1 protein-coding gene is annotated in these 641 nt (G+C 44.1%); it reads left to right on the top strand.

Annotated features, from left to right (window positions below; genetic code table 11):
- The first annotated feature begins 112 nt into the window (after positions 1-112).
- Complete coding sequence (locus ACYVEA_RS34690; protein WP_461117921.1) at positions 113-427, top strand: hypothetical protein; 315 nt, start codon at positions 113-115, stop codon at positions 425-427.
- Positions 428-641: the final 214 nt, after the last annotated feature.

The following is a 641-nucleotide window of genomic DNA, read 5'->3' on the forward strand; positions in this document are numbered from 1 at the left end:
CTAAAACTTATTAAAACTACCACCATGGCCAAGCCACCGCTCCGGCGGCCTGGTTTTTGCCAAATGTAGAAGGGTCTTTCCGGATATTCCAGAGCACTTCTTCCGAAATTTATTGCTGGTCTGCTCGGCCATTGTTCTGGCCCGGTCTACCAATCTGAACGTCCTTAAAGATTATCTATCTCAACTGCTGGACAATGATCATACCAAAGCCGACTCGCCTTACAAGCGGCTTATCCGGTTCTTTCGAGTAGCAACTCCCAATCGATTAGTCATCTGTATACTTCAGTTCGTTTTCCGGCTTTTTCATAGCCGTTTCACCCATCTAATCTTGGATGCTACCACCTGGCGGGTGGGTAAGAAACCCATTCATTTACTAACCCTATGTATCCTTTGCCGAGATACATCTATCCCAATCTATTGGGTTTAACTCCATAAAAAAGGGCATAGTAGTGAGGTTGAACGCCAACAGTTGATGACTGAAGCCCTAGTCTATTACCGCCTAAATGGTAAAATCTTGTTGGCCGATCGGGAATATATTGGCGAGAATCGGACCGATTTCTATGATTCAAACAACAACGGGGAAATAAAAATCTTTATATTTTTCCCTCCTTTGGACACAGGCATAAACGCGATGGATTAGT

The sequence above is a fragment of the Spirosoma jeollabukense genome (assembly GCF_054777855.1).